Annotated in this window: 26 protein-coding genes and 1 pseudogene; 17 read left to right on the top strand and 10 right to left on the bottom strand. The window is 48.4% G+C overall.

Translation table 11 applies throughout. The features are described from left to right. The first annotated feature begins 184 nt into the window (after window positions 1–184). From JFT56_RS02725 to JFT56_RS02735, 3 genes are all read left to right on the top strand, one after another. Complete coding sequence (locus JFT56_RS02725) at window positions 185–1552, top strand: MFS transporter (protein WP_198782192.1); 1368 nt, start codon at window positions 185–187, stop codon at window positions 1550–1552. Window positions 1553–1660: 108 nt separating this feature from the next. Beyond that, a complete protein-coding gene (ssb, locus tag JFT56_RS02730) occupies window positions 1661–2371 on the top strand; it encodes a single-stranded DNA-binding protein (protein WP_198782193.1) in 711 nt (236 codons plus the stop codon). Between the two features lie 937 nt (window positions 2372–3308). Next, entirely contained in the window at window positions 3309–3926 is a 618-nt protein-coding gene (locus JFT56_RS02735; RefSeq protein ID WP_198782194.1) for a hypothetical protein, read from the top strand. Between the two features lie 428 nt (window positions 3927–4354). Here JFT56_RS02735 and JFT56_RS02740 read toward each other — a convergent pair. The 3 genes and pseudogenes from JFT56_RS02740 to ubiD all read right to left on the bottom strand — a co-directional run. Beyond that, window positions 4355–4492 (bottom strand): annotated as a pseudogene (locus JFT56_RS02740) (IS110 family transposase); the annotation flags it as partial. Between the two features lie 728 nt (window positions 4493–5220). Then, window positions 5221–5919, bottom strand: coding sequence for an NAD(P)H-flavin reductase (gene fre / locus JFT56_RS02745; RefSeq protein WP_198782195.1), 699 nt, complete (start codon window positions 5917–5919; stop codon window positions 5221–5223). 114 nt (window positions 5920–6033) lie between these two features. Next, window positions 6034–7515, bottom strand: a complete 1482-nt coding sequence (ubiD, locus tag JFT56_RS02750) for a 4-hydroxy-3-polyprenylbenzoate decarboxylase (protein ID WP_198782196.1) — start codon at window positions 7513–7515, stop codon at window positions 6034–6036. Between the two features lie 159 nt (window positions 7516–7674). Between ubiD and JFT56_RS02755 the strand changes: the two genes are divergently transcribed. Next, window positions 7675–8331 carry a hypothetical protein gene (locus tag JFT56_RS02755; RefSeq protein ID WP_198782197.1) on the top strand — a complete coding sequence of 219 codons (657 nt, stop codon included), beginning with the start codon at window positions 7675–7677 and terminating at the stop codon, window positions 8329–8331. Between the two features lie 191 nt (window positions 8332–8522). On the opposite strand, the gene JFT56_RS02760 is transcribed toward JFT56_RS02755, so the two are convergent. The 4 genes from JFT56_RS02760 to arfB all read right to left on the bottom strand — a co-directional run bounded on the left by JFT56_RS02760 (window position 8523) and on the right by arfB (window position 10836). Next, entirely contained in the window at window positions 8523–9200 is a 678-nt protein-coding gene (locus JFT56_RS02760; RefSeq protein ID WP_198782198.1) for an SDR family NAD(P)-dependent oxidoreductase, read from the bottom strand. A 70-nt stretch (window positions 9201–9270) separates the two neighbouring features. Further along, on the bottom strand, window positions 9271–9741 hold the full coding sequence (gene accB / locus JFT56_RS02765; protein ID WP_198782199.1) for an acetyl-CoA carboxylase biotin carboxyl carrier protein: 471 nt from the start codon (window positions 9739–9741) through the stop codon (window positions 9271–9273). 38 nt (window positions 9742–9779) lie between these two features. Further along, window positions 9780–10220, bottom strand: coding sequence for a type II 3-dehydroquinate dehydratase (aroQ, locus tag JFT56_RS02770; protein WP_198782200.1), 441 nt, complete (start codon window positions 10218–10220; stop codon window positions 9780–9782). A 184-nt stretch (window positions 10221–10404) separates the two neighbouring features. Next, entirely contained in the window at window positions 10405–10836 is a 432-nt protein-coding gene (arfB, locus tag JFT56_RS02775; protein ID WP_198782201.1) for an alternative ribosome rescue aminoacyl-tRNA hydrolase ArfB, read from the bottom strand. Window positions 10837–10976: 140 nt separating this feature from the next. On the opposite strand from arfB, the gene JFT56_RS02780 reads away from it, so the two are divergent. From JFT56_RS02780 to JFT56_RS02810, 7 genes are all read left to right on the top strand, one after another. Next, complete coding sequence (locus JFT56_RS02780; protein WP_198782202.1) at window positions 10977–11342, top strand: STAS/SEC14 domain-containing protein; 366 nt, start codon at window positions 10977–10979, stop codon at window positions 11340–11342. A gap of 37 nt (window positions 11343–11379) precedes the next feature. Then, window positions 11380–11586: a DUF3012 domain-containing protein gene (locus JFT56_RS02785; RefSeq protein ID WP_198782203.1), complete on the top strand. Its 207-nt coding sequence runs from the start codon at window positions 11380–11382 to the stop codon at window positions 11584–11586. Window positions 11587–11777: 191 nt separating this feature from the next. Then, window positions 11778–12245 carry a hypothetical protein gene (locus JFT56_RS02790; protein ID WP_198783484.1) on the top strand — a complete coding sequence of 156 codons (468 nt, stop codon included), beginning with the start codon at window positions 11778–11780 and terminating at the stop codon, window positions 12243–12245. 240 nt (window positions 12246–12485) lie between these two features. Further along, window positions 12486–13901, top strand: a complete 1416-nt coding sequence (locus tag JFT56_RS02795; RefSeq protein WP_198782204.1) for a TolC family protein — start codon at window positions 12486–12488, stop codon at window positions 13899–13901. Between the two features lie 10 nt (window positions 13902–13911). Beyond that, on the top strand, window positions 13912–15195 hold the full coding sequence (locus JFT56_RS02800) for an efflux RND transporter periplasmic adaptor subunit (protein ID WP_198782205.1): 1284 nt from the start codon (window positions 13912–13914) through the stop codon (window positions 15193–15195). Window positions 15196–15222: 27 nt separating this feature from the next. After that, window positions 15223–18426, top strand: coding sequence for an efflux RND transporter permease subunit (locus JFT56_RS02805; protein WP_198782206.1), 3204 nt, complete (start codon window positions 15223–15225; stop codon window positions 18424–18426). Between the two features lie 128 nt (window positions 18427–18554). After that, window positions 18555–18878 carry an antibiotic biosynthesis monooxygenase family protein gene (locus JFT56_RS02810; protein ID WP_198782207.1) on the top strand — a complete coding sequence of 108 codons (324 nt, stop codon included), beginning with the start codon at window positions 18555–18557 and terminating at the stop codon, window positions 18876–18878. A gap of 69 nt (window positions 18879–18947) precedes the next feature. Here the strand turns inward: JFT56_RS02810 and mscL are convergent, their stop codons facing one another. After that, window positions 18948–19358, bottom strand: a complete 411-nt coding sequence (gene mscL, locus JFT56_RS02815) for a large-conductance mechanosensitive channel protein MscL (protein ID WP_198782208.1) — start codon at window positions 19356–19358, stop codon at window positions 18948–18950. A gap of 439 nt (window positions 19359–19797) precedes the next feature. On the opposite strand from mscL, the gene JFT56_RS02820 reads away from it, so the two are divergent. From JFT56_RS02820 to JFT56_RS02845, 6 genes are all read left to right on the top strand, one after another. Beyond that, entirely contained in the window at window positions 19798–20253 is a 456-nt protein-coding gene (locus JFT56_RS02820) for a GNAT family N-acetyltransferase (RefSeq protein WP_198782209.1), read from the top strand. Window positions 20254–20309: 56 nt separating this feature from the next. Then, the gene (locus JFT56_RS02825; protein ID WP_198782210.1) at window positions 20310–20636 is read left to right on the top strand and encodes a putative quinol monooxygenase; all 327 of its coding nucleotides are present in this window, start codon (window positions 20310–20312) and stop codon (window positions 20634–20636) included. Between the two features lie 193 nt (window positions 20637–20829). Then, window positions 20830–21066: a thioredoxin family protein gene (locus JFT56_RS02830; RefSeq protein WP_198782211.1), complete on the top strand. Its 237-nt coding sequence runs from the start codon at window positions 20830–20832 to the stop codon at window positions 21064–21066. A 192-nt stretch (window positions 21067–21258) separates the two neighbouring features. Continuing rightward, a complete protein-coding gene (locus tag JFT56_RS02835; protein ID WP_420136011.1) occupies window positions 21259–22032 on the top strand; it encodes a DUF2927 domain-containing protein in 774 nt (257 codons plus the stop codon). 112 nt (window positions 22033–22144) lie between these two features. Then, on the top strand, window positions 22145–23587 hold the full coding sequence (locus JFT56_RS02840; RefSeq protein WP_198782213.1) for an MBL fold metallo-hydrolase RNA specificity domain-containing protein: 1443 nt from the start codon (window positions 22145–22147) through the stop codon (window positions 23585–23587). Between the two features lie 248 nt (window positions 23588–23835). Further along, entirely contained in the window at window positions 23836–24207 is a 372-nt protein-coding gene (locus JFT56_RS02845; protein WP_198782214.1) for a hypothetical protein, read from the top strand. 76 nt (window positions 24208–24283) lie between these two features. Here the strand turns inward: JFT56_RS02845 and JFT56_RS02850 are convergent, their stop codons facing one another. Both JFT56_RS02850 and JFT56_RS02855 read right to left on the bottom strand, forming a co-directional pair. Next, on the bottom strand, window positions 24284–25639 hold the full coding sequence (locus JFT56_RS02850; protein WP_198782215.1) for a flavohemoglobin expression-modulating QEGLA motif protein: 1356 nt from the start codon (window positions 25637–25639) through the stop codon (window positions 24284–24286). A 323-nt stretch (window positions 25640–25962) separates the two neighbouring features. After that, window positions 25963–26139 carry a PA3496 family putative envelope integrity protein gene (locus JFT56_RS02855; RefSeq protein ID WP_198782216.1) on the bottom strand — a complete coding sequence of 59 codons (177 nt, stop codon included), beginning with the start codon at window positions 26137–26139 and terminating at the stop codon, window positions 25963–25965. Between the last annotated feature and the right edge of the window lie 74 nt (window positions 26140–26213).

Below are 26213 nucleotides of genomic sequence, written 5' to 3' on the forward strand. Positions count from 1 at the left end.
TGTGAGCCCTTGGGCTTAGTTTGGGTTTGCATATTTGGCGCGACATATTAGTAGGCGATTGCAGATTTTTAGAAATTAATAACCAGTGTCAACACTGTGGCTTAGGCCACGATTTCCTTTTGAGCAAATCCTTTTGGGTGTGGTAACATGCGCCCCTTAAAAGACTTCAATCCAGGGCAAAATCATGGGTAACAACGGACTTTCGAGTACTGAGAAAAAAGTCGCGTTTTCTTTAGCCAGTGTATTTGGTTTGCGTATGATGGGCTTGTTTATGATCATGCCCGTCTTTGCGCTTTATGGTCAGCACCTCGAAGGCTTTTCGCCCCTGTGGGTGGGTATTGCTATTGGCGCCTATGGTCTGACTCAAGCCGTGCTGCAAATCCCTATGGGGATTTTATCTGACAAATATGGTCGTAAGCCGATTATTCTCGGTGGCTTAGTGTTGTTTGCTATTGGTAGTGTTATCGCCGCGAACGCAGAGACTATCTATGGTGTGGTTTTTGGCCGTGCCGTGCAGGGTATGGGAGCCATTGCCGCCGCTGTGCTGGCGCTTGCCGCGGATTTAACCCGCGATGAACAGCGTACTAAAGTCATGGCGATTATTGGCATGTGTATCGGGTTATCTTTTGCCCTGTCTTTGCTAATGGGGCCGATAGTCGCGCAGCATCTTGGGTTGACTGGATTGTTTTGGTTAACTGCGGTATTTGCCATTGTCGGTATGCTGTTGATCCAGTTTTTAGTGCCTAATCCCATCACTCAGGCGCCGAAGGGAGACACTCTAGCGACGCCCGCTAAGCTCAAACGTATGTTCCTTGAGCCGCAATTATTTAGGCTTAACGCTGGGATTTTTATCCTGCATTTAGTCTTAACCGCAGTATTTGTGGCACTGCCGCTGGATCTGGTGGATGCGGGACTCGTGAAAGAAAAGCATTGGATGCTGTATTTCCCCGCCTTTGTGGGCGCATTTATTTTGATGGTGCCGTTAATCATCATAGGGGTTAAGCGCAAAAATACTAAGGCGATGTTCCAAATTGCTTTAGTGATCATGATAGTGTCATTGCTGGCGATGGCCGCATTTGCGAGCAATCTCTGGGTATTGAGTTTTGCCGTGGTGCTGTTCTTCACAGGGTTTAACTATTTAGAAGCCTCACTGCCCAGTTTGATCGCCAAATTTTGCCCTGTCGGCGAAAAGGGCTCGGCCATGGGTGTGTATTCTACCAGCCAGTTTTTAGGGGCTTTTTGTGGTGGTATGCTCGGTGGCGGCGCATTCCAGCTTGTGGGCGCTGTCGGGGTCTTTATTGTTGCCGTGATCTTAATGTCTATTTGGTTATTCCTGACATTAGGCATGCAAAACCCAGTGCTGTTAAAGAGTTACACGTTAGAAGCCGAAGTGAAAGACAAGGCGCAAGCGCGGGATATGGCGACTCAGCTATCGCAACTGATGGGCGTGGTTGAAGCCATAGTCGTGCTGGACGAGAAAGTGGCTTATCTTAAGGTGGACGAGCATTTCGATTTAAGAGAAGCACGAGCTGTGTTAGGCTCTGCTCAATAATATCTGGTCCGCCGTGTGGGTTTTGGGGAAGCTGATTTTCCTCTATGGCGATAAAGATAAACAACATACTGAATTAATAGATTATTTAAAGAATCGCAGGAGATTTCAATGGCCAGTCGTGGTGTTAACAAGGTAATTTTGGTTGGCAATTTGGGACAAGATCCAGAAGTACGTTATATGCCAAACGGTAACGCAGTCGCTAACATCACAGTGGCGACCAGCGAATCGTGGAAGGACCAACAGGGTCAGCAGCAGGAGCGTACTGAATGGCACCGTGTGGTTCTGTTCGGTAAATTAGCTGAGATTACCGGCGAATATTTACGTAAAGGTTCACAGGTTTACCTCGAAGGTAAATTACAAACCCGTAAGTGGAAAGACCAAAGCGGTCAAGATCGCTATAGCACTGAAGTGGTTATAGATCAAAGCGGTAGCATGCAAATGCTAGGTAGCCGTGGTCAAGGTGGTCAAGCACAAGGCGCGCCAATGGGCGGCGGCATGCCACAAAACACAGGTTACCAATCTGCACCACAACAGGCGGCTCCTGCACAAAATCAATATGCGCCAGCGCCTCAAGCGGCACCTGCTTACCAAGCGCCAGCTCAGCAACAATATGCTGCGCCAGCACCTGCCCAGCAAACCTATGGTCAGCAACAGGCACAGCCTCACGCTCAGCCACAGCAAGGTGGTTATGCGCCTAAGCCACAGGCTGCACCAGCTTATCAAGCGCCAGCAGCTCCAGCACAACGTCCAGCACCACAGCCACAGCAAAACTTCACTCCAGATTTGGATGATGGCTGGGATGACGATATTCCCTTTTAATTTACAGTAAATCTAATAATGTAGATTTAGCCGTTATTTTAGATACGCGTAGTCGGTAAAGTGTAAATACAGCTATTGTCTAACATTATCAAAGCCCTGCAATAATTTGCGGGGCTTTTGCTTTTGGGGATGTGAGATAGCTATCGCAAGCAAAAGAGTTGTGAGCACTATCTTTGTTCTCGCAAAGCTCATTTTGCAGATAATTCAGCAAAGGATTAACTACTTGCACTCCAGTGACACGCCGACTTTGGTTTTACAAAAGAGTCATCCATGAGAACTCGACGGCGGCATCCATGCCGCCAACGGTCACTTCCATGCAAGTGCTTAATCTCGTTAATCCTTGAGTATACCTGTAGCTCAATTTAAGAATGGGTGTTTCGGTAGGACGGTGAGCGCTATCTTTGTTCTCGCAAAGATCATTTTACAGATGATTCGGCAAAGGATTAACCACTTACATTCCAGTGACACGCCGTTAACTCATCCATGAGGGCTCGACGGCGGCATCCATGCCGCCAACGGTCACTTCCATGCAAGTGTTTAATCTCGTTAATCCTTGAGTATATCTGTCGTTCAATTTAAGAATGAGGGCTCGGTAAGGCTCTTTTGAACGACCTACAGCAACTTCCCTGGGGATGGTATTCTTTTAGTTTTGAGTTATTAAAAGTAAAAAGAGTTGTGGGTATCCCGCTTTTACCTGGTCATTAAAAGCAAAAAAGAGTAGTGGGTGTCCCCGCTTTTCCTCGAGCTTAAAAGAATGATAAAGCTAAAACAATATCAAGTGATTACCCACCAAACTGTATAAAAAACCGCTACCGCAAAAAAGCAAATTCCTATAGCATCATTTATACCAATTGACACGGATGTGGCAGAGGCTAAGTCCAACAAGCGATTTATGCCTTGTAAACAGCACATAAATATTCAGATGTTAGGAATTACTATGAAATTATTGATGTTTTTTTCTCTTTCTTTGTTTTTGACTTCATGTGCAGCACCACTAAGTCAGCAATATGATACTTTAAAAAACAAAACGCCCTGTTGCACAAAATACTCAGATATTGATTACGTTCCTTTTGGTCTAAAGAATCAGAAATTTGACCTAAATGACAAATCGCCAGTATTTGCCCTTGGTAAAGATAAAAGTTATTTCAAAGGTTTTAGTTTGCCAGATACATCAGGAAAGTACTTTTACATTAAGAGCTATTTTAATGGTATGTTTATTGGGCAATATTTCGACCCAATATTTTTTGAGCTAAACGAAAAATTTGAATTGTTGGAAGCATTTTCTTTAAAAATGGAATTTATAGATGCAAATATTTTTGATGATTCAAATGCACATATGGCAGGAGTGTTCAAACCCAATGCCGAAGCTCGGTACCTTTTGGTTTTAACGGCAGATTTAGGAATTGAAGCGCCAGTAGCTGAAACATCTCCTTCGGTTTCTACATATATGGTGGGGAATACTGTAAATGTGATGCCTGTGGGGGGAAACACCATACAACTAGAGAAGTCACCGATTGGTAGTCTTTCTATAGAATTAAAGAGCATTGTTGATTAAATCATTTCGTAGAACGCAATAACCCCTAAGTGTCTGGCCTATTAGACAATTTTAGTCACTGTTCGCTTGAAGGTAAGTAGCATATTTTGCTAGGACATATATGGTTACCTCGGGTTTAGCAAGGCGAATGTCCTATTTTGTTCAAACTACATTTACGTTAATCGATAATTCACCTTTCACAACGGAGTATCAGTCGTTAATGATTCGCGGTCTTGCGACCTGATGTTAAAAATAAAGGGCCGGCGTCAGTTCCGCCCTAATGAGATCCAAATTGACGTCTTACCCTCCTTGACAGCCATATAACCTCGAAGGCCACTGTCTCGGTCAGGTTTTGGGTAAGACAAACCGTTTAACTCATTAATACCATTACCGCTGTTGTGCTTGGATGGACGTTAGCTACTTTTTATTCATGCTTTAAATTTATGACCTTAGGCCGCCATTTTACACGCCTTATTCATATCAAATACTTGTCCGCGGCTCATCACCACAAACACCATCCGAGCCATCTTATTTGCCAAGGCGACCGTCACTTTGCAGGTGTGTTGACGTTGTTTAAGCCGTTGTAGCAAAAAGAGCACAAAAAGAGCGGGCAGGCATAACTTTTATGCCTTAATGATTTACCGATAGCATCATATCTTATGGAATACACCATCCCTCGGAGTTGCCGTACTGCATTTATCGAGACACCCATTGTTAAATTTTGCAATGCTGATGGTTATAGGTATTAACAGCCAAAGCCGAAGTGACAGAATACACCTCCCCTCGGAGTTGCCGCAGGGCATTTGCGTTCGTTGCGTGAGCGAGGCATGGATGCCGAGATAGTGTCAGTCGAATCAGGGACGAGCGTCTGACGCGATAGCATAAGGACGCTTAATGCCCAAGGGGCTTTCAACTCCGATAGGGGCGTCTTGGAGAATCCAAGGGCGAAGGCCTACGGCCGCTTTGAGCGCGAGATAGGGATATCGAGCTGGCGATTTAACATGGACGTTTTTGATAGGACGAGCAGTCCTCCTTGGTCGACTCTTTATTAAAAAATCAGGGGGTGAAGCCCCACGACTTTGATCCAAACGAAGTTTGGAAAGCTTTAAATTCGATATTCCTAGTGTTCGCTAGTGTAAATTTAATGGCTTAATTTGATGCTAAAGCCAGTTGGTTAAATGATTAAACAACAGCCAGTTAGCTCAAAGCTGGATTCCCGCTTAACAGCATTGCGGGAATGACGCTGAATGAGTGGCTGGCTGTATTAGACTGATGGCTAACGATATAGACTGATAAATACAAACAAATCAACGCGTTATTTGATAAACGCGAACGCATCTCCGTAGAGATGCGCTTCCTCAACGCCAATCTCACGGAAGATTTCCCTTGCGGCACCTACCATATCGAAACGGCCGGCGATATAGATGTCGTAGCCGTTTAAGCTGACAAAATCCTGTTTGATTTGGGCTAACAAATTGGCAGTTTTACCCTGCCAGTTGGCGGGGGCTTCTTCGATGACTGGGACAAAGTGTAGCCAAGGGTAAGCGTCGTGCCATTGGCGGGCGATGGTCTCAAAATACATGGCATCTTGGGTGCGACAACCCCAATACAGAGTGGTTTCAACCTGTTGACCTAGGGCGATTTGCTGCTCGACGATACTCTTAATGTAAGAGAAACCAGTGCCGCCGGCGATTAACAGGCGAGGGCGGATGCTCTCGTGACGTAGGTGGGCTTCGCCGCCTGGGGCTTCGATATCGATATGGCTGCTGGTTTTTAAACGCTCGACCACTTGCATTGGGTAGCTTTCGCTGACGGCGGCGCCAATGTGTAACTCAATAAACTCGGCATTGGGCGCTGACGCGATAGAGAAGGGGCGTTTATCTTTTTCACCCATAACAACACATAAGTATTGTCCCGCTTGAAAATCGAAGGCGGTTTCTGGCTTTAACAACACTTGATAAACGGCGTCGTTAAATGGGCTAACTTTCTCTATCTTACAGCGTATGGTTTTCATCAAACTTCCTTTGCACCTTTGATCAACGTTATGTGTTTAGGTGTCGCTTTAGCGGCCGATTATTGGCCTATTCTCTTGGCTTAAGTGGGTACTTGAGTATGTGCTTAAGCTGAATTATAGGGTTGGGCTGTCGTCTATGCCTAACTCATCCCAAATTGAGTCGATCTTTTGTTTAACCTTTGGGTCCATCACGATTGGCGTGCCCCATTCACGGTTGGTTTCACCTTCCCACTTATTGGTGGCATCGAGTCCCATTTTTGAGCCTAAGCCCGCGACGGGAGAGGCAAAATCGAGGTAGTCGATCGGGGTGTTTTCGATCATCACGGTATCGCGTTTAGGATCCATGCGGGTGGTGATCGCCCAGATCACGTCCTGCCAGTCGCGGCAATTCACATCCTCATCGACGATGACAATAAACTTGGTATACATAAATTGGCGCAGGAAAGACCAAGCGCCCATCATCACCCGTTTGGCGTGCCCCGGATATTGTTTGCGAATGGAGATCACAGCCATGCGGTACGAACAACCCTCAGGCGGCAGATAAAAATCAACGATCTCAGGGTATTGCTTACGCAAAATCGGCACAAACACTTCGTTTAATGCCACCCCCAGCATGGCGGGCTCATCCGGTGGACGGCCAGTGTAAGTGCTGTGGTAGATGGCATCTTTACGTTGCGTGATGTGGGTAACGGTAAACACGGGAAACTTATCGGTTTCGTTGTAGTAACCCGTGTGATCGCCGTAGGGGCCTTCTTCCGCCAGTTCCTCAGGGTCGATATAGCCTTCGAGGATGATTTCACTGGTGGCGGGCACTTCTAAGTCGCAGCTTAATGCCTTGCAGACTTCGGTGCGTTCACCGCGCAGCAAACCGGCAAAAGCGTATTCGCTCATGGAATCGGGGACTGGGGTGACGGCGCCTAAAATGGTCACAGGATCGGCGCCAAGTGCGACCACAACCGGATAACGCTCACCGGGGAATTGTTGTTTAAAATCAGCAAAGTCTAACGCGCCGCCACGGTGGGATAACCAGCGCATGATCAGCTTGTTTTTACCCAGTAACTGTTGGCGATAAATGCCTAAATTCTGGCGACTCTTACGCGGCCCTTTGGTGATGGTTAAGCCCCAGGTCACCAGTGGCGCAACATCACCCGGCCAGCAATGCTGAATAGGCAATTGGGTTAAATCGACTTCATCGCCGGTTTTGATGATTTGTTGGCAAGGCGGATTACGCACTGTCTTTGGCGGCATATTCAAGGCTTGCTTGAACATAGGGATCTTAGCGATCGCGTCTTTAAAGCCCCGTGGTGGTTCGGGTTCCTTTAAAAAGGCCAGTAGTTCGCCCACTTCGCGCAGGGCTAATGGGTCGTCTTTACCGAGCGCCATAGCCACACGTTTTGGAGTGCCGAACAGGTTTGCCAACACTGGCATGTGATGATCTTTGGGATTTTCAAACAAGAGTGCAGGGCCTTTGGCGCGCAGGACGCGATCGGCGATCTCTGTCATTTCTAAATGAGGATCAACTGGGTAGCTAATGCGTTTGAGTTCGCCATTGGCTTCTAAGTGATCAATAAAGCTGCGTAAATCCTTAAAACTCATGTGGAAATAGCCTCTGCGGTGAAAATCCATGTGGCGCGCACTATAGCATTTTTCTGTTTTAGGGTTAACCTATTCAGTGATCTTCAAGCTTTTGAAGCGTAAAATGAGCAGCAGTAGGCCGCGGTTTATCTCGCTTACGCCCTGTATCTCGAGGTTTATATGCATATCTCCCAGCTGTTTGCCCAACAAAAGTGCACCCCAAGTGAGCCATATGTTGCCCATAGGTGGCAGCTAAAGGGCTTAGTTTTATCCTTGGCTCTGGGGATATTTGTGTTGGGGGCTCCAACGGCAACCTTTGCCAGTCAGCGTGGCTACTCAGAACATAATAGTGCGAATCAGTACAACAACCACTATAACAATACCCATAGTTATAATGGCTATCGCCCTTATTATCGTCCTTACTATCGCCCGTATTACCCTTGGGGTAGCCGCTGGTATTCGGGGTGGAATCTTGGCTATGGCTTGGGTTCCCGTGGTTATTGGAACTCACCTTACTCTAGCATCGGCCTATCGATTCCAATGGACTATGAAGAGGAATCCGTTGCCGTTTCAGCCCCAGTACGGGTGACGACGAGTATGCAGTATGCTCCGAATGAAGGCCGTATGGTGTCGAGTATGCCTAGCGGCGCAAACGGCCAAACAGCGAATGCGACGGGGGCACTTGCACCTAAGGTGCCGCGGGCTCGCAGTGTGTCGAGTTTACCGAGTAATGCCAGAATCGTGCAGCAGGATGGCCGTACTCTATATGAGTGGCAGGGCGTGCTCTATGCCTACGATTGGAACAGCCAAACCTATCAAGAACAGCTCGTTAAATAGCCATTTCGAATTGTAGATCACTTATTAGGGCTAGCAGGGTATCGGTAAGCAGGCCCTCTGCGCCATGGATGGCGCGGTGGAGCCCTCAGGGAAGAGTTAATGGCGTGCCTGCGTGCGATACCCTGCTATGTAGCATAATTAGGATCAGTTATTTAGAACAAGGGGGCCATATCAGGCCCCCCTATTTATTGCTAGCGACGTTGTATGGTGATATCGGCGATATAACCATGCTCTGTGGCGATAAGGGCTTGTTTGAGCATGCCAGCGGCTTCATCGGCGGACATAAAGTCTGAGGTATCTAGCGTTTTACCGCTACTGGGCCAAAAACCGGTATCCATGCCGCCGGGATACACGGCAATTAACTTCATGGGGCTATTTTTTAGCTCTAAACGCACCGATTCAACAAAGCCTCTCACCGCCCATTTGGCCGCGCAGTAGGTGGATTCTCCCGCCTTGGCGGCAAGTGCGGCGGTGGACATCACAATCACCACAGTCACCTGGCTCTCTTTATAGCGTTGCACTAACTCGCGCACTAACAGGATTGTCGAAGTGACATTGTTATCTAGCAGGCTTTGGATATCGCTCGCCCTTTGGGTTTCGATCGCACCAAAGTAGCCGCTGCCCGCGCAGTGGAACACGGTTTTTGGGGCTTGCGTTAAGCCATCGAAGAGGGCTGTAATGCTTTGCTCACGGGTTAAATCGGCGGTGATCGCGGTGATACCTTGGCTTGAAAAGGGGCTTAAGGCATTGGCCACTGTTTGTAGGCGCTTGCTATCGCGGCCCGTGAGTGTCAGTGGGGTGTTTTCTTTGGCATAGCGTGCGGCTAATGCGGCGCCTAATCCACTGCTTGCGCCAGTAATGAGTATCATATTGACCTCGTGAGTCTTTCTCTGTTTATTCCTAGGTTTAGGGCCCTAGTTCAATACTTAAGTTTAATACCTAAGTTGAGCTTTGGGTCTCGCTGCTGGGCAGTGAGTCGATGGTAAAGAGCGGTTGATCGAATGCGACTTCATCACCGTCTTTTACCCAAATGGCACGAATCACACCATCCCGCTCAGCTTCTATGGGGTTTGTCATGCCCATGGCTTCGATAATGCAAATCACCTCACCTTGGCTCACTCTCTGGCCGACCTTGACAAGGGGCGCTTCGTCTACCTCTGCGGCGGCGTAAAAGGTGCCCACCATAGGGGAGATTTGTACTGTTCCTTCAATTGCCTGCGGTATTTCAGTGGCCCTAGGGCGAGGTGCTGTAGGCATGGCTTGGGCGCTTGCGAGGGCTTGTTCCTGCGGCACAGGGCGATAGCGGGTGATGCGGATCGAATCACTTCCCTCGCTAATGGCGAGTTCTGCAATGCCAGATTCATTGACTAATTCGATGAGTTTCTTAATTTTACGAAGATCCATTGCCATCAATCCCAGCCCTCGAAAGCACGATAAAGTGATAAAACCTAAGCAGTTTGCTTAAGGCGCTTTATGGCCGCTGCCAGCGCAAATTCATAGCCCTGTGCCCCAAAGCCGCAAATGACCCCAATGGCTTTATCGGATAAATAGGAATGATGGCGAAAGGGCTCGCGGGCGTGCACATTGGATAAATGCACTTCAAAGAAGGGAATATCGACCCCAAGCAGGGCATCACGCAGGGCAACGCTGGTATGGGTAAAAGCCGCCGGATTGATAATGATCATTTGGGCATCGGTGGCGTGGATCGCGTTGATCAGTTCAAATTCGGCGTTCGATTGCAGGTGCGTCAGTGTTACCCCTGCCGCCTGTGCTTGTTCGTTGAGCACGGCCACTATATCGGCCAAGGTTTGATGGCCATAAACGCTAGGCTCACGTCGGCCTAACAGATTGAGATTGGGGCCATTGAGGAGCAAAATTTTGTGACTCATTGCGCTTTCCTTTACGACATGCCTTGGGATTAAAGCTGGGCTGAATTGATTTAGCTTTGTACTAGGCCATTAACTTAACCTGTTCAAAGGGATTTTGCATTAGCCGCAAGCCGATTATGTCGTTGAAATCCAGCACTATGGTTAACCTGCGTGAACCCTAATCAAGGGGCCTCACTGTACTCGGCTAGTCATGGCTCTTCTGTTGGCGCATGGCTTTAGTCGCCCCCCGCTGTTTTTTTGAATCGAGCCGCCGCGTTTGGCTGCCCTTAGTGGCGCGGGTGGGGATGCGTTTTTTCTGTACTTCACCGACACTGGCAACTAATTCAATAAACTGTTCCAACGCGCTCTGACGGTTGGCATCTTGGCTGCGACTCGCTTGGCACTTAATGATGATTTTACCGCTTTTAGTGATGCGATGATCGGCCTTGTTGAGCAAGCGTTCCTGGTAAAACTCGGGGAGTGAGGAACTTCTTATATCGAAAATAAGCTGCGCCGTGGTAGAGACTTTATTGATATGCTGGCCGCCCGCACCACTGGAGCGGATAAATTGCCATTCGATTTCATTTTCCTGAAGCTCCACACGGTTTGAAATTTTTATCATGGCACACTTAGGCATTTTTCAGCATGGATTGAGAAGCTATCAATAATGACTTATGGCTTTTCAATAGATTTGTTATCATCGGGCGCATTCTTTGCCACGGCGTAGGTTAGGGCCTTGCCTGCAAAAGTCTAGTGTTCTCGATTCGGAGTGCCTCTATGTTATGCCAAATCCCCGATATTGCTAAGGGTGTTATCAGTCTTTTCGCCAGTGGCCGATTATCCTCAACCGATTATCGGACTCGTCTACAGCCAGCGATTAAGAGTTACCGTAAGGATTGGGGCCAAGTTTGCCTGTATATTGAGGCGGACGTGTTACTCGAAGGCTGGGAGTTTGAATCGCTTACGGGCAGTGGTGAAGTCCAATTGCCTAATTTTGAAGCCTTGGTCTTTGTTGGCGGCCCTGATTGGGTGGGCAATGCGGTGCGTTTACTCGGGCCTTTTATGCAGGGTGAAGTGGCTTGGTTTCCCCTCGAACAAAAAGCCAAAGCGATTGCCTGGATTACTAAGCGTTCGACCATCTAATACCCAAGATGGGTTTAATTTTTATAAGGAATTAATTATGTCATTGTTGAAATCTTTTACTGCTAAACCCGCCGTTGCCAAAGTCAGTGCCATTGCTTTGGTACTCACTTTTACCGCAGGACTGAGTGCCTGCGCCCCCGAAGTGGGTAGCGATGCTTGGTGTAAGCAGATGAAAGAAAAGCCTTCTGGCGATTGGACGGCAAACGAAGCCGCCGATTACGCTAAGCATTGTGTATTTAAGTAAGTTGAGTGGTCATAGATCACAGCTTGGCGGCTTTTGCTTGCGGGCTGTGAACTTATGTTTAAACTGTGGGTCAGAAATTCCGTTATCCGTTATCCGTTATCCGTTATCCGTTATCCGTTATCCGTTATCCGTTATCCGTTATCCGTTATAGGTGATATTTGATTTCTACCGTTAAGCCTTTCTTTGTCAGAATGGCAATGTTCCTGATAGCCATCATAGTGCTGCAATTTGCGGGCGCGAATTTGGGTGCGCATCAGTTACATGCGGGTAATAGCGTCGAGGAATCCGAGAATCATCCCCATCTGCAATTTAGTGCTCAAGTGACCACTCTGGCCCAATGCCTCGATTGTGTTTGCCCAAATGAGCAAACGCTGGGATTTGACGCTGCAGGCTTTACCGAATATTTAGCGCAGTTCTTGACTCCAGTTGAGGCGCTGCAAACCAGCCAGACTAGCGGATTTCACTCGCATTTAGTGAAAACCACTGAAATCCAAGATTTTGACCTGTGCCTCGACTGCCAATGCCATGGTGGCCATGTGGCGCTACTGACGCAATTTGTCAGCCAGCCTATGCCTATGGTTGAAAGTCTTTATATGGCCCACGATTTAAGCTATTTCCCCCCTGAGAATCTCCCGAAATATCGCCCTCCCATCGCTTAATCCTGTGATCCTGCTTATCCACGGCCAGTCCATTACACAGCGCCGCACGGTAAGCCGTTTAGTTTACAGTTTTTAAGTTTATCCCCAAAAAGATGCGACTTATCACCTAGGACTAGCATGCAAAATGCTATGGGTTTGAGCCGTGAGTATTTTTTAAGGGGATGATCCGAACGGCGCCAATTTGCCCCGTTTTTACTGGGGGCGGTGGCCGATCCCTATTCGATATAGTTAGGATTTGCGATGAAGAAAACGATTATCGCCCGCACCCTATTAGGTTTGTTGAGCGGCGGTGTACTGCTATCCACTCTGCAGCTTTCAGTCGCCTTAGCCGCTGAACCCCTCCTTGAAGCCATTGAGGTTGAAACAAAAGTTATCGAGGCTAACTCAGCGGATTTACGAGCCAAGGACGCCGATTTAGTCAGCGTTTCCTTTGGCAAATGGCTGCCTGAGTTAGTGGAACAATTTAACCGCTTACCTGAAGTGCAGGCGCAGCTAGTCCGCCAGCAGCAGGCCGAGCTTGCGATTCAGGCGGCAGATCGCGCCGTCTATAACCCCGAACTTGGGCTGAATTATCAAAATGCCGACACTGACTCCTACAGTCTAGGGCTGAGTCAAACCTTAGATTGGGGCGATAAACGGGGTGTAGCAACTCGCCGTGCCCAGCTTGAAGCGCAAATGTTATTGGCTGACATAGGCTTAGAGCGCGGTCAAATGTTTGCCGAGCGATTGTTAGCCCTCGCCGAGCAAGCACAAGCAAGCAAGGCGCTGACCTTTGCCGATCAGCAACTGAGGTTTACCAAGGCACAGCTCAATATTGCCGAGCAACGATTGGCGGCGGGGGATTTGTCCGATGTGGAGCTACAACTCATGCAGCTCGAACTCGCCAGTAATTCGGCCGATTATGCCTTGGCCGAACAGGCCGCATTAGTGGCCGATGGAAAAGTGATTGAATTGCTTGGCAATGATCAGTTTGCCTTTAGTGAGTTTATCGGGAGCATTGAAGGGGCATTCACACAGTTCAGCAAGGCCTCTGGGGCAGAACCTAGATTACCCGCGCTGACGATTGCCTACCAACAAGTGCTGCTCGCGAGGGCCAATGCCATGCAGGTTAAGGCCGATACGGCGGCGGATCCGACCATCAGCATTGCCGCCGAGAAGGAGGGGACAGACAATAAACTGGGCATCGGTGTGTCAGTCCCGCTGCAGGTTCGCAATAATTACAGCGAGTTACAGGCAATCGCCGAAAAAGATACCGCTATCACAGAACAACAGTACCTCGCCCGTGAGCGAGTGCTAACTGCCAAGCAGAAACAAGTGGAGCATGCGCTGCCGCGTTTACTCGCCCGTTATCAAGATTGGCGTGAATTAGTGCAAACCTCAGGTGCCAAGGCCGCTAAATCCCTAAGCCAGCAATGGCAGGCGGGTGATGTGAGTACCAGCGAGTACTTGCAGAGTCGGCGTCAGTTAGCCGCCAGCTATTTGGTCGGCTTAAACCTTGAAACCGCAATTTATCAGACTTGGTTAACTTGGATGGGGGAAAGCGGCCAGCTTATGCCCTTTGTCGAGCAGATTGTCTCATCCCCAAGCGCGTTCAAACAGGCTAATGCCGCGCCTTCGATAACACCAAATGCCGCCGCAGGCACAGCCAATGAATGAGGAAATAGCAATGAATTCAAATACCCACCGAGTTAATGCTCTTCTGCCTGCGACAGTTGCAGTGCCAACAGAGAGTTCGTTCATGCGTTCAAGACTCGCCCTTGCATTATCTATGTTGGTTTCGCTGACATTCACCCTAGCCCAGCCAGTATGGGCGAGTGGCGATCATGCAGCACAGAGCCCGGCCGCAAGTGGTGCCCCAGCAGCGCAGGGGGATGAACATAGCGAACAGGCATTAAAGTTCACCGAGGCGCAGCAAGCTTTAGCGGGGATAAGTTTGCAGTCACTGACGAGCGACAGTTTGAATATCGCCAACTTAAATTTGGATATCAGGGCAACGGCCACCTTAGTGGTTGACCGAGACAGAACCTCGACTCTGGCACCGCAGCTCGATGTGCGGGTGCTTGCGCGCCATGTGGTGCCGGGGCAAGAGGTTAAAAAAGGTGAGCCTTTACTGACCTTGGGAGGCGCAGCAGTTGCGCAGGCGCAGGCGGATTATATCAATGCCGCCGCCGAGTGGAGCCGAGTCAAACGCATGAGCGAAGGCGCAGTGAGTGTTAGCCGCCGTATGCAGGCGCAGGTGGATGCGGAGCTTAAGCGGGCGATTTTAGAGGCGATTAAGATGACGAGCACGCAAATTCGCGCCCTGGAATCGACGCCAGAGGCCATAGGCAGTTATCAACTCTTAGCACCGATTGATGGCCGAGTGCAGCAGGATATCGCCATGCTCGGCCAAGTGTTTACCGCGGGGACCTCCCTAATGCAGCTCACCGACGAGTCCCATTTGTGGGTTGAGGCGCAGCTCACGCCCACTCAGGCGGCTGATATCAAGATTGGCAGCGCCGCCTTAGTGCAAGTGGGGGACAAAACCTTAGCGGGTAAGATTATCGGCCGCTCCCATGAGCTTGATAGTGTGACCCGCACCGAGCAAGTGTTAGTGAGTCTGCCCAATCCCGAACACGTTCTGCATGCGGGACAGTTCGTTGAATTGTACTTTGCCAACGCCAGCGCTAACTCTGCTGGTAAAACTGCCGATAGTGCTGGCGGTGGCATAGTGTTGCCCGATGCGGCGCTGACCCGTGGGGGTGACGGCGATTGGCAGATCTTTATTCAAGATGAGGATGGTTTCGAAGCCATCGAAGTTGAAGTGGTGCAGCGTCAACGCGGCTTGAGTTTAGTGCGTGGGCCAGAGCTTGAAAAGGCTAAAGAGGCTCAGCTTAAGGTCGTGGTTTCTGGCGCATTTTTCTTGGCATCCGAGCAGGCGAAAGCGGGCTTTGATATTCATGCCCACTAATACGAGCCCTCGTTTTGGAGATTTGCTATGTTGCAAAAAATAATCGAAGCCGCGATTAAAAATCGGCTATTAGTGGTGCTGGCCCTGCTCGCTGTGAGTGTCGGCTGCGCGGCTATGTTGCCTAAATTGAATCTCGATGCCTTTCCCGATGTCACCAACGTGCAAGTGACCATCAATACCGCGGCCGAAGGTTTAGCCGCCGAAGAGGTGGAAAAGCTCATCAGTTATCCGGTGGAGTCGGCCATGTACGCCCTCCCTGCGGTAACTGAGGTTCGCTCCCTATCACGTACGGGTTTGTCGATTGTGACTGTGGTATTTGCCGAGGGGACGGATATTTACTTCGCCCGCCAGCAAGTGTTTGAGCAGTTGCAGGCAGCGCGGGAGATGATCCCAAGTGGCGTCGGTGTGCCAGAAATTGGCCCTAATACCTCAGGATTAGGGCAAATTTATCAGTATATTCTGCGCGCCGAGCCGGATTCCGGCATAGGAGCCGCAGAGCTTAGAAGTCTCAATGATTATCTAGTGAAGCTTATCCTGATGCCCGTGGGGGGGGTGACAGACGTGTTGTCCTTTGGCGGCGACGTGCGCCAGTACCAAGTGCAGGTCGACTCCAATAAACTGCGTGCCTATGGTTTGTCTATGGCGCAGGTGACCGAAGCGCTAGAGAGCAATAATCGCAACGCTGGCGGTTGGTTTATGGACCAAGGCCAGGAGCAACTTGTGGTGCGCGGTTATGGCATGTTGCCCGCGGGAGAAGCCGGATTAGCGGCGATCGCGCAAATTCCTCTGACGGAGGATAAAGGCACACCCGTTAGAGTTAGTGATATTGCTATCGTCGATTTTGGCAGCGAAATTCGTGTTGGCGCTGTGACTATGACCCGCCGTGATGAGGCGGGCAAAGTGCAAAACCTTGGCGAAGTGGTTGCAGGCGTAGTGCTTAAACGCATGGGGGCTAATACTAAGGCGACGATCGATGATATCGGCGCGCGGGTGAACCTTATCGAGCAGGCCTTGCCCGAGGGCGTGTCCTTCGAAGTGTTTTACGACCAAGCAGATTTGGTTGAAAAAGCCGTGACTACAGTACGGGACGCACTGCTGATGGCCTTCGTGTTTATCGTGGCTATTCTGGCATTGTTCCTCGTCAATATCCGCGCGACCCTGCTGGTACTGCTGTCCATTCCCGTGTCCATTGGACTCGCGTTAATGGTGATGTCTTACTATGGATTGTCGGCAAACCTGATGTCGCTTGGCGGTTTAGCCGTGGCGATTGGTATGTTAGTCGATGGCTCTGTGGTGATGGTGGAGAATATTTTCAAACACTTAACTCAACCCGATCGTCGCCATCTACCCGAGGCGCGGGATAGGGCCGATGGTGAGATTGACCCCTACCACAGTGATGAGGATGGTGGTCAGCAGGCCAATATGGCTATCCGTATTATGCTGGCGGCAAAGGAGGTTTGTAGCCCCATCTTCTTTGCGACGGCGATTATCATCGTGGTGTTTGCCCCACTGTTTGCCCTCGAAGGTGTCGAAGGTAAGCTGTTCCAACCTATGGCGGTCAGTATCATATTGGCCATGATCTCGGCGCTTATGGTGGCCTTGATTGCCGTACCTGCCCTTGCTGTGTATTTGTTTAAGCGCGGCGTAGTATTAAGGGAAAGTGTGGTATTAGCGCCTATAGACATAGGCTATCGTACGTTACTCACTGCCACCTTAGCACGGCCGAAAGTGGTGATGATCAGCGCCATCTTGATGTTTGGAATTAGCATATTGCTATTGCCGCGTTTGGGAACGGAATTCGTCCCCGAATTGGAGGAGGGAACGATTAACTTGAGAGTGACCCTAGCGCCGACGGCGAGCCTTGGCACCTCCTTGGATGTCGCCCCAAAGCTTGAGGCCATTTTGCTGGCGTTTCCCGAGGTGGAATACGCCCTGAGCCGTATCGGTGCGCCAGAGCTTGGCGGTGATCCTGAACCTGTGAGTAATATCGAGATTTATATTGGTCTTAAGCCGATTGATGAGTGGCAATCGGCAAGTTCACGCTTGGAGTTGCAGCGCCTGATGGAGGAGAAACTCAGTGTATTTCCCGGACTCCTGCTGACCTTTTCGCAGCCGATTGCGACTCGAGTCGATGAGCTACTTTCAGGAGTAAAAGCCCAGCTCGCAATTAAAATCTTTGGCCCTGATTTAGCCGTATTGTCGGAAAAAGGCCAAGCCCTCACCGATCTGGTGGCGAAAATCCCCGGCGCCGTAGATGTGTCATTAGAGCAAGTGAGCGGAGAGGCACAATTGGTCGTGCGGCCAAAGCGCGATCTATTGGCCCGTTACGGCATTAGTGTCGATGAGGTGATGAGCCTCGTCAGTCAAGGCATTGGTGGCGCCAGTGCTGGGCAAGTTATCGATGGCAATGCCAGATACGACATCAATGTGCGCCTCGCCACCGAGTTTCGCCAAAGCCCTGATGCGATTAAAGATTTGCTCCTGAGTGGTACCAATGGCGCCACGGTGCGTTTGGGAGAAGTTGCCAGCGTCGAAGTGGAAATGGCGCCGCCGAATATTCGCCGTGACGATGTGCAGCGCCGTGTGGTGGTGCAGGCCAACGTGGCGGGCCGGGATATGGGATCTGTGGTAAAAGATATTTATGCCCTAGTGCCACAGGCCGATTTACCCGCGGGATACACAGTGATAGTGGGCGGCCAGTATGAGAATCAGCAGCGGGCACAGCAAAAGCTGATGTTGGTGGTGCCGATTTCTATCGCCTTGATTGCCTTGCTGTTGTACTTCTCCTTTGGCTCAGTCAAGCAAGTCTTACTTATCATGGCGAACGTACCCTTAGCCTTGATTGGCGGCATAGTGGCGCTGTTTGTCAGCGGCACTTATTTGTCCGTGCCTAGCTCCATCGGCTTTATCACTTTATTTGGTGTGGCTGTGCTCAACGGCGTAGTGCTGGTGGATTCCATCAATCAGCGCAGGCAGAGTGGCGAGACACTCTATCAGTGTGTTTATGAGGGTACGGTTGGGCGTTTACGCCCGGTATTGATGACGGCACTGACCTCGGCCCTAGGCTTGATCCCGATTTTATTGTCATCGGGGGTGGGCAGTGAGATCCAAAAGCCACTGGCCGTGGTGATTATCGGCGGCTTGTTTAGCTCGACGGCGTTGACTTTGCTGGTGTTGCCGACCTTGTATCGCTGGCTGTATCGAAACGATAAGCAACCGATGCTCGAATAAGCTTAATCACGGGCCTTGCGATTTCTGTGGCAAGGCTCATGTTAAAGTCTAAAAATCAGTGAGCTATAGTGCTTGATATAGGCTAGGCTTAACACTTGGATTAAGGATTAATATCTCTGGAGAGCATTATGATCGCTGTCATTTTTGAAGTCATTCCAACCAAGGAAGGCAAGGAAGAATATCTGCACGTGGCGGCTGAAATGCGCCAATACTTAGAGGGCCGCAAGGGACTGATCTCCATCGAACGTTTTCAGAGTTTAACCGACGATGGCAAAGTACTGAGCCTGTCATTTTGGGAAGATATGGCGTCCATTACCCAATGGCGCAACCAGATGGCCCATAGCATTGCCGAGCAAACGGGGATAGTGCCTTGCTTATTTAATGCTTACCGCATTCGGGTGGCAGAAGTGGTGCAGGATTACAGTGAAACTTTGCATGAAGTTGCCGAATAGCTGAGTTATCGCTTTGATAAAAAACAAAACCCATCGAATTCGATGGGTTTTTTATGCAATAAAGCGAGCTTACTTTTCTTGCTGGCTTTTTAGCAGATCGCGGATTTCCGACAGTAACTCTTGATCTTTTGTCGGCGCAGCTGGCGCCTTAGGCGCTTCTTCTTCCTTGCGTTTTAGGCTGTTGATCGCTTTTAAGCCCATGAAAATGGCGAAGGCGATAATGGTAAAATCGATCACAGTTTGAATAAACTTACCATAGGCAATCACAACCGCGGGCGCATCGCCCTGGGCGGCAAGTAGCACAACACTCAGATCGCTAAAATTCACACCACCTAAAATAATACCTATGGGAGGCATAATGATATCGGCCACAAAGGACGACACAATTTTACCAAATGCGGCACCAATGATAATACCCACCGCCATATCGATCACATTGCCACGGGATGCAAAAGCCTTGAACTCTTTAAGTAAGCTCATTAGGTTTCCTCCAAAATTAAGATTAAATGTTAAATTTTATTATGCTAACTGTATCAGGAAAACCTAAGGTCTGTTGCTGCCTGTTACCTTGCCAAGCTTATAGGGGCTTATAGATTAAGGCAATTATGACATTAAGGATTTATCCTTTGCCTGCTATTACAGGCTGACATAATTACAGTTGTTACGGCAAAGTGACGATTTTTTAGGCGTCTTGGTCATTTTTGCCGATAAATTCGGGGACCTCCAATACTTGAGTTCCCCAACGTTCAAACAGCGCCGTATAGATAAATTCGATAGGCAAAAGCCTTGCTCAGTTAAACCATGGGTCAGCAAGCCTATATTCAAGCCTATATTCAAGCCTATAACGATGTGTTTTTTATGGTCTTTATGCTGTGCTAGACTCAGGGCTCTTTTCGATGATTTGCAGAGGGATAATCGTTTGCAGTGGCAAAATCTGACGTTTAATCAATTAACTGCCAATACCCTATATGACATATTGAAGCTAAGAGTCGATGTGTTTGTGGTAGAACAGGCCTGTGCCTATCCTGAGCTTGACGATAAGGATAGACACCCAGAAACCCAGCATTTATTTGCACTCTCCACCGAGGGAGAACTCCTCGCCTACGCGCGAGTTTTACCGCCGGGGCTGAGTTATCCCGAGGCGAGTATCGGCCGAGTCGTCGTGGCACCTGCGGGGCGAGGTCAGGGGATTGCAACACCGTTAATGCAGCGGGCTATTGAGTCGGCCCTAGGGACATGGCCCGATGCGGGGATCCAAATCGGTGCCCAAGATTACCTTAAATCCTTCTATCAAAAGCTTGGCTTTAAAGCCTGCTCCGAGATGTATTTAGAAGATGGTATTCCCCATTTAGATATGCGCTACCAAGTTATGTAAGTTAGCTATATAAGCTATGCGCTAAGTATTCAATTTTAAGGCAATAAGGAATGGATATGTCGACTGTAACTGACTATAAAATCAATCAACAGCAGCTCGTTTGTGTGGCGAGTTTTCTCGCAAAGGAAGGTAAAACACAGGCGCTTATCGAGGCGCTGGCATCTCTTATTCCCGATACGCGCCGCGAAGCCGGTTGTATTCGTTACGAGCTGAATGTGAGCCGCGATGAGCCACGCCGAGTGACGTTTGTAGAGAAGTTTGTCGATATTGCCGCCTTCGATGAGCACTGCGCTAAGGATGCAATTCAACACTATTTCCACCAAGTGATGCCCGAATTAGTCGAGTCATATCATGTGGAAACCTATCATCAAGTGATTATTTAACCTTGGAGTAAACATGGGCTTTAGCCGTACATGGCTAGGTAAATTTAAGCTGATTTAGCTAAGTAAATAATGCTTTAGGGCGCATCATAGGGTGACTATCTTAAATTGTGTGACAGTGTGCTGATTTTAGGTACTGGCGAGCAGTTATGTTTACGGTAAGTCGTCCCTATTGATCTATCCCTAAGGAAACAACATGAAACAAGTCAAAGTGTTAGGTAGTGGTTGTGATAAATGCAGCAAAACAGCCGAGATGATAGCGGATATATCTGAAGAAATGGGCGTAGATGCGATTGTGAAAAAGGACACAGATCCTCAATCCCTATTGAAATTTAAGGTGATGAAAACCCCAGCCGTAGTGATCGATGGTGAGTTAGTGCATAGTGGCTCAGTGCCTAGCCGCGGTGATATTGAAGAGTGGCTGCGGAATTAATGGTGAAATTGAGCGAGTAAGAACCCATTCAAGCTTGTTAGAGTTGCTATCGGATTTTATCTAAAAGTGTGGATGGATCTTGGTGGCTTTTACTGGGATGATGTTAAAACTAACCCAATGGATTATGGGATAAAACTAATGCTTAAGTGGCTGAATATATTGATTTATAGCGGGCTCATAAGTGTGGCACTTATGGCTTTACCGCTATGGGCCGCGCAAACATCCCCTGGGTTGATTCAGTCACTAAAAACCGAAAATGATTGGAAAAACACCGCCTATATTATCCAAGCGTTCGGTGAAGTTGCCCTTAACAATGAGTATGACAATGCCAAACATGGCGTGCGTAAGTGGCGCATGCCGATACGAGTATTTATCGAGCATCAAGTGGGCGATAGTGCGCTGCATACCCAATTAGTGCAGATGCACTTAGCCCATTTAGCCAAGATCACCGGCCACGATATTCAACGGACGAATACACTGCCTGAAGCCAATATTCACTTAGTCTTTACCCGTCAATCCCAGTGGGCGAGTGAAGTGGAGCGTTTAATGGGGCCGAGTGCGACTAAGAGTCTCCATGGTTCAGTGTGTATCGGGACATTTGCCCTTAACAGACAGCGCGACATTGCACGTGCTTGGATCATTATTCCCGTCGATCAAGCCAAAATGCACGGCAAGTTAGTGGCCTGTGTGGTGGAAGAAATAACCCAAGTGTTAGGTCTACCCAATGATTCCGAGAAAGTATTTCCCTCCATCTTTAACGATAAAACCCCACAGGATTTATTGACTGGGCTCGATTTTATTTTGCTTAAATTGCTCTACAGCCCAAGTATCAGTGCAGGAATGACGGCCGATGAAGCCAAGCAACCCCTGCAGGTTTTGATTGAGCAATGGCTGCGTGATGGCACAGTTGCTAATGCCGATAAAAGCGTGCGTCAAGGCGAGTTATACCCTTTACTCGGTTATTGAGGGTGAAGTGTTAGCACTAAAATTGACATTGTTTACGTTGGATAAGTTAATTCTTTTTCTTTGCGGAATAAGGGCATAGTCTATATTTAGATAAACATATTGGAGGGATACCATGCGGATGACATTGCAGTTTTTAGGGGCGACGGAGGAAGTGACAGGCTCGTGCCATCTGCTTTCGGTCGATCATGAACACTTATTGCTCGATTGTGGGTTGATCCAAGGAGGTAAAGCGGATGAATTGCGTAACCATGAACCCTTCGCCTTCGATCCCGAGTCTATTTCCGCTGTGGTGCTCAGCCATGCCCATATAGACCATTCTGGGCGTTTACCTCTGTTAGTCAAATCGGGTTTCGATGGGCCTATTTATACCCATAAAGCCACGACTGAGCTTTGCGCCATCATGCTTAAAGATGCGGCCATGCTACAGACTCGGGACACAGAAAGAGTCAATAAAAAGCGTGCCAAGCATGATCTTGATCCCCTAGAGCCCCTATTTACCGTCGAAGATGCCGAGCAGGTCATTAAGCAGTTTGTGCCTCTGGAATATGGTCAAGTGACTCGGGTTATCCCCCATGTGGATATTTGTCTATCGGATGCAGGGCATATTTTAGGCTCGGCCTTAGTCGAACTTTGGTTAGGCGAGGGGCAGGCACAGAAGAAAATAGTCTTCAGTGGCGATTTGGGGCGTGCGGGCATGCCTATCCTGCATAACCCGACCTTAGTGGATACGGCGGACTTAGTGTTAATGGAAAGCACCTATGGCAATCGTTTTCACCGAAGCTGGACGGACACGTTAGCCGAGTTAAAGGAGATTTTTGCTAAGGCGGTGAGCGAAAGCCAAGGGAATATTTTACTGCCAGCGTTCTCGGTTGGGCGGGCGCAGGAGTTGCTATATCTGTTTCACTTATACGCCAAAGAGTGGGAGCTTTCCCGCTGGCGGATCTGCTTGGACAGTCCGATGGCCATTGAGGCGACCCGGGTTTACGTTAACAACTATCCTTTAATGGACGAGGATTTTAAGCGTTTCACCCGCCAGCATCCCGGACAACACCCACTACTCTCAAATGTTGAGTTTATTCAAACAACTGAAGAGTCTATTGCGCTCAATGATGTTCATAAGGGGTTGATTATTATTGCAGGGAGCGGCATGTGTAACGGTGGACGTATTCGCAGTCACTTTGAACATAACCTGTGGCGTCCGGAATGTGATGTGATCATCTGTGGTTATCAAGCCCTAGGTACTCCTGGACGTGCCTTAGTCGATGGAGCCGAAGAATTGACTATCCATGGCAACAGCATAAAAGCCGCCGCTAAGTTGCACACCGTCGGTGGGCTTTCGGCCCATGCGGATCAGGCCGAGTTATTAAATTGGTATCGACACTTTAATAACCAACCACCGCTGATCTTGGTTCACGGTGAACCCGAGGCGCAGCATGGCTTAGTCGAAGTGCTCAATCAAGATCTTAAAACTAAGCCACAGGCTATAGCGATCGCTAGCCAGGGTGATCGACTGGATTTAAATGCGCTACCTAAATTAGTGTGGAAAACCGCTTAAGTTTAGCCGTAACATGCTCCATACCTTAGGGTGTAGAGCATGTTACTTTTAAAGATAAATCAAAATAGTTATTTCTATTAAATAAACCCAGCCAGTGTTTCACTTGTTGGGTATTTCTTGTATTTTAACTCGAAACTTATCTTAGGCGATATTTCCTCTTGCCTATTTGGGGTTTATTGCTCAATGGGAAAATGCTTTATTAAAGTCGTCGTGAATGTGGGATAAAAACCATCAATGGAATGGAATGTATGATTAATAAAAATGGATATACAGTGATGTTGTGCCTATTGCTGACAGCCTGTAGTGGGGCAACACTGCGGACAAATATTGGTTCAGTGGCGTTAAATAATGCCGTGGCTAGCACAGTTGAGGTTTATACCCTAGCAGAACTATCTCGGCATAAATACATAGGGTTAGGTGAGGTTTCTAGCACCTATTGCAGCACTGAAATCGATCCTATCGAGCGTATCAGTGTCGATGATTTGAAAAAGGACTTGAAGGTTCAAGTTCAAAAGCTAGGAGGAAACGCCATCATATTTTACGCATGTGGTAAGGTTAGTTATCCTGGCTGTAAACAATATTTTGAATGCAATGGCGAAGGTTTCGCTATTGAGATGTAATTTTTTAAAGACCACAATACGATATAAAGCTCACAACGCTGTGAGCTTTTTTTATTATGCAAATAAGGAGGAAGTATTAGTCCGAGTTATTATCAAACTCAGTATCATCGAGTAATTCGAAGACGGGGGCGACATTAGGCACGTCTTTAAATAAGCGAGTAAAGTGACGTTGCACCCCTTTTAAGTCTATTCCCGCCAAGCCAGAGGCGAAGCCAAACCATGCATAGAGGCCGCTAAAGTTATCGAACATGGGCGGTAAATATTTCGGTTGGGTGATAATGCCTTCTTGGCAGGCTTGATACAGCACCGGAATATCTTCGATTGCCAGTTTTCCTAAGAATAACATAGGGATAAGCTCAGGCAGGCCCGATGTGATGGCGCTACGAATGAAGTTAATGTTTTCCACATAGCCACGCACATAGGAGATGTCTTTGGTAAAAAAACTGCCTCCTTCAACCATGCCACCTCGGAAGACCCTTTGAGTCACACGGTAGCTATCCTTTGCACTTAAATTTAACCCTCTGAAATAGTTAAAAACATCGATAAAATCTGCTCCATTTTCTGCCATATCGACGGCGGCGACGCGATCGCTGATGCGGCGGGCTCGTCCAGGATTTGAACTTAGGGTCAACATTTCGAGTAATACGGCTAGGCCTTCCTGCGTCGCGGCAACACGGGGGGAGCCGACACTGAGCCAAGTGGCATGGGGCTGGGCTCGACCATTGAGGGTTGTGCCGACATGTACCCAACCTTCGTGTACCTCATACACATTAAGATCCGACTCGCTAAACATTGCCTTACTGTTAAGTTTTACCGTATCACCACCCACGGCGGCATCCGAGACAATACCGTCACTGAGACGCACGCGCATATCATCGCTGTGGAAGTATTTCTCTAATCGTTGGCTAAGCACATGCACGGCTTCTGGAGCAGTAATAATTTTGGGATGGTGTTTATTCATATGCCGCGCCGCGGGCAGAGAAAAAATGTAACTGAGTTTATCGCCCAATTGGCGCAGGGTATGGCGATCTCCATGCAATTTGTGGTTAGCACTTCCGTATAATTCTTGGCTGAGTTTGCCAAAAGTCGGGGTTCCTCGATGGCCCAACATATCCACAACCAGGCGATATTGATCGACGTTAGCGACTAATATCTTGCCGAGCTTGTCTCTCTTACCTAAGCAGCGGTGAATATCTTGCTTAAGGGAGGTGAGTTCTGCTTGAGTTTTAATGGGGTCGAAAGGTAAGGCTATGTTTTGATAGAAATCTTGCTTAATGGCTGGCAGAGTCGTGCCCTTGCTTGATAGAAAACGTTCTTCCATCTCCCTTGGCCATTTAATGGCATCGAGGATTTTTATGGGAGTTTGGATACGAATGAGTTCATCGGAAAAGCGGCGTAGATCTTGTTGGTACTGGGCTAACGACTCTGACATTCCCGTAATCCTACTGGTAACTTAAACGCTAGAAATTAGGCTAATCATAGCCTTAAAGCCTCGCTATTTATACGGCGAAGCCTAATCGAGGCTGAAAAATCCCGATTAAATCTCTTTGCAAAGGAGATTGCGATGGTCCTGATGGGGGATGTACGTTTGATTGAGCTAAAACTTAAGCCGATAAAGTCGCTGGCTAAAAATGGCGTCATAAAAGGTGAGTGAAATGCACACCCAGCCCCAAGTGCTGGGTGAGGCGTTAGTTTTGCTGGTTTTTAGTGTGCGCCCTAGGGAAGAGCGCACCAGCAGAAAGGAATCATAAAGGCTTAAAAAAAATCGTCATCTCCTAATGCACGTCTTAATTCGGCGCGTTCGAGGTAATCTTCTAAGCGTTTTTTGACTTCACGCTTATGTTGCATTGCTTCGGCCGCTTTGCTGTTCCTAGGGGTGGTCATTGCCTCAAGTTCAGTATCGTTGGGCACGACTTCAATAATATGAGCCATAACGAATTCCTCTTGTTGTTCCTACCGACTTTCTATCTAAAAAGAGCGTGTTAGAAAAGCAAAAAATTTTGTGA

The organism is Shewanella putrefaciens (genome assembly GCF_016406305.1).
Classification (GTDB): Bacteria; Pseudomonadota; Gammaproteobacteria; order Enterobacterales; family Shewanellaceae; genus Shewanella; species Shewanella putrefaciens_C.

What these genes read in the sequence shown, in the direction of transcription:
- JFT56_RS02795 (WP_198782204.1), top strand. Translation starts at nt 12,486, where the DNA reads ATGAAGAAAACGATTATCGCCCGCACCCTATTAGGTTTGTTGAGCGGC.
- JFT56_RS02840 (WP_198782213.1), top strand. Translation starts at nt 22,145, where the DNA reads ATGCGGATGACATTGCAGTTTTTAGGGGCGACGGAGGAAGTGACAGGC.
- ubiD (WP_198782196.1), bottom strand. Translation starts at nt 7,515, where the DNA reads ATGAGTTTTAAGGATTTACGCAGCTTTATTGATCACTTAGAAGCCAAT.
- JFT56_RS02735 (WP_198782194.1), top strand. Translation starts at nt 3,309, where the DNA reads ATGAAATTATTGATGTTTTTTTCTCTTTCTTTGTTTTTGACTTCATGT.
- JFT56_RS02785 (WP_198782203.1), top strand. Translation starts at nt 11,380, where the DNA reads ATGTCATTGTTGAAATCTTTTACTGCTAAACCCGCCGTTGCCAAAGTC.
- JFT56_RS02845 (WP_198782214.1), top strand. Translation starts at nt 23,836, where the DNA reads ATGATTAATAAAAATGGATATACAGTGATGTTGTGCCTATTGCTGACA.
- JFT56_RS02830 (WP_198782211.1), top strand. Translation starts at nt 20,830, where the DNA reads ATGAAACAAGTCAAAGTGTTAGGTAGTGGTTGTGATAAATGCAGCAAA.
- arfB (WP_198782201.1), bottom strand. Translation starts at nt 10,836, where the DNA reads ATGCCTAAGTGTGCCATGATAAAAATTTCAAACCGTGTGGAGCTTCAG.
- JFT56_RS02835 (WP_420136011.1), top strand. Translation starts at nt 21,259, where the DNA reads ATGGCTTTACCGCTATGGGCCGCGCAAACATCCCCTGGGTTGATTCAG.
- JFT56_RS02810 (WP_198782207.1), top strand. Translation starts at nt 18,555, where the DNA reads ATGATCGCTGTCATTTTTGAAGTCATTCCAACCAAGGAAGGCAAGGAA.
- JFT56_RS02760 (WP_198782198.1), bottom strand. Translation starts at nt 9,200, where the DNA reads ATGATACTCATTACTGGCGCAAGCAGTGGATTAGGCGCCGCATTAGCC.
- JFT56_RS02855 (WP_198782216.1), bottom strand. Translation starts at nt 26,139, where the DNA reads ATGGCTCATATTATTGAAGTCGTGCCCAACGATACTGAACTTGAGGCA.
- JFT56_RS02790 (WP_198783484.1), top strand. Translation starts at nt 11,778, where the DNA reads ATGGCAATGTTCCTGATAGCCATCATAGTGCTGCAATTTGCGGGCGCG.
- accB (WP_198782199.1), bottom strand. Translation starts at nt 9,741, where the DNA reads ATGGCAATGGATCTTCGTAAAATTAAGAAACTCATCGAATTAGTCAAT.
- JFT56_RS02725 (WP_198782192.1), top strand. Translation starts at nt 185, where the DNA reads ATGGGTAACAACGGACTTTCGAGTACTGAGAAAAAAGTCGCGTTTTCT.
- mscL (WP_198782208.1), bottom strand. Translation starts at nt 19,358, where the DNA reads ATGAGCTTACTTAAAGAGTTCAAGGCTTTTGCATCCCGTGGCAATGTG.
- JFT56_RS02800 (WP_198782205.1), top strand. Translation starts at nt 13,912, where the DNA reads ATGAATTCAAATACCCACCGAGTTAATGCTCTTCTGCCTGCGACAGTT.
- JFT56_RS02780 (WP_198782202.1), top strand. Translation starts at nt 10,977, where the DNA reads ATGTTATGCCAAATCCCCGATATTGCTAAGGGTGTTATCAGTCTTTTC.
- fre (WP_198782195.1), bottom strand. Translation starts at nt 5,919, where the DNA reads ATGAAAACCATACGCTGTAAGATAGAGAAAGTTAGCCCATTTAACGAC.
- JFT56_RS02850 (WP_198782215.1), bottom strand. Translation starts at nt 25,639, where the DNA reads ATGTCAGAGTCGTTAGCCCAGTACCAACAAGATCTACGCCGCTTTTCC.
- aroQ (WP_198782200.1), bottom strand. Translation starts at nt 10,220, where the DNA reads ATGAGTCACAAAATTTTGCTCCTCAATGGCCCCAATCTCAATCTGTTA.
- JFT56_RS02805 (WP_198782206.1), top strand. Translation starts at nt 15,223, where the DNA reads ATGTTGCAAAAAATAATCGAAGCCGCGATTAAAAATCGGCTATTAGTG.
- ssb (WP_198782193.1), top strand. Translation starts at nt 1,661, where the DNA reads ATGGCCAGTCGTGGTGTTAACAAGGTAATTTTGGTTGGCAATTTGGGA.
- JFT56_RS02825 (WP_198782210.1), top strand. Translation starts at nt 20,310, where the DNA reads ATGTCGACTGTAACTGACTATAAAATCAATCAACAGCAGCTCGTTTGT.
- JFT56_RS02755 (WP_198782197.1), top strand. Translation starts at nt 7,675, where the DNA reads ATGCATATCTCCCAGCTGTTTGCCCAACAAAAGTGCACCCCAAGTGAG.